This window comes from Candidatus Darwinibacter acetoxidans (assembly GCF_041936445.1).
Classification (GTDB): domain Bacteria; phylum Bacillota; class Limnochordia; order Darwinibacteriales; family Darwinibacteriaceae; genus DTU010.
On the sequence record NZ_JBHGXH010000084.1, the window covers coordinates 1 to 1,264 of the forward strand.

At 64.2% G+C, this 1,264-nt stretch carries 2 protein-coding genes; both read left to right on the forward strand.

Features of this window, described 5'->3' with window-relative positions:
• A partial coding sequence (locus ACE4YL_RS02765; RefSeq protein ID WP_461369167.1) for a hypothetical protein occupies positions 1-351 on the forward strand: 351 nt, incomplete at its 5' end.
• A 3-nt stretch (positions 352-354) separates the two neighbouring features.
• A complete protein-coding gene (locus ACE4YL_RS02770) occupies positions 355-1,155 on the forward strand; it encodes a DNA N-6-adenine-methyltransferase (RefSeq protein ID WP_461369168.1) in 801 nt (266 codons plus the stop codon).
• Positions 1,156-1,264: the final 109 nt, after the last annotated feature.

Below are 1,264 nucleotides of genomic sequence, written 5' to 3' on the forward strand. Positions count from 1 at the left end.
TACAGAACCCGCGTACACTCCAATATCGGCGGATCATATATATTAAATCTTGGTCCATTCCCTGAAATTCGGAGAATTTCACGCGGTTCTGTTTTGCAAAGTCTCCCCGTCGGGAGAAAGCAAATGCGACCAAGAAGTGACATCCTCAACGACTTTGAAGCGGCCGTGCTTGCGGCCCTGGAACAGTCCCCCGAAAAAACCGTTCTCGCCGCCGACCTGGTGCGAGAGTTTTCGACCCGAGCCAGCCGGTCATCCTGTATTGCCCGACTGGAGGCGATGGAGAGACGCGGACGGGTGCGAACCTCTCGTTTTGCCGGCCGGATCCTGGTGCATCTCCCGGAGGAGGAGTAACCGATGGGAGAAGCGGCGAGCCGGGAGGCCCTGGCACAGTCCCCCACAGCTACGAAACCCGAAGCGGCGGGTTACTCAGTAATATCGACCGAACAGACGATAAATCAACCGGAACGCCCCGGCACTCCTCTGCCGGCCGTGTGCGAAACGGATCCGACCAGGTGCGGATCGTTCCTCACCAGTGACGGCCCGTGCCCCCTGCACGCCCTGAAGGGATGCCCTCTCCGGCACCAGGAGGGATACCAGGCAGTCACCGGCCCGACCCCGGCGACCAGGACGCCCGGACCGGCCCCGATGTTCTCCAGCAACACCGGCGACTGGTACACACCCCCGGAGATCGTCGAGGCGGTCCGGGAGCTCTTCGGGATCATCGACCTCGACCCGTGCAGCAACAGCCACGAGGCCCCGAACGTGCCCGCCCTGGTGCACTTCACCCGGGAGGATGACGGACTAAGCCGGCCGTGGTTCGGCCGGGTTTACCTGAACCCTCCGTATGGGAAAGGGATCGGACCGTGGATCGAGAAGGTCCGCGAGGAGCACGAAGCCGGCAGAGTCACGGCGGCCGTGGTGCTCGTCAAGGCGGCAACTGATACGCGGTGGTTCCGGGTGCTCTCCGAGAGATACCCCCGGTGTGAAGTGGCCGGCCGTCTGAAGTTCTCCGGGTGCAAGAACCCCGCCCCGTTCCCGTCAGTGCTCTTCTACCTGGGTGACGAGGTGCAGCGGTTCGCGGATGTCTTCGGCCGGTTCGGTGTGCTCGTCGCCCCCCTGCCGGCAGCCCGGGGAGCGGAGGAGGTGCCGGCGTGACCGACACCAGAACACCCGACCGGGAGCCGATGACCTACTACAAAGGGGAGATGGTGCCCCGGCGCGAGGTTGAGCGGATCCAGGCGGCGGAGGCGACACCCGCAACCAC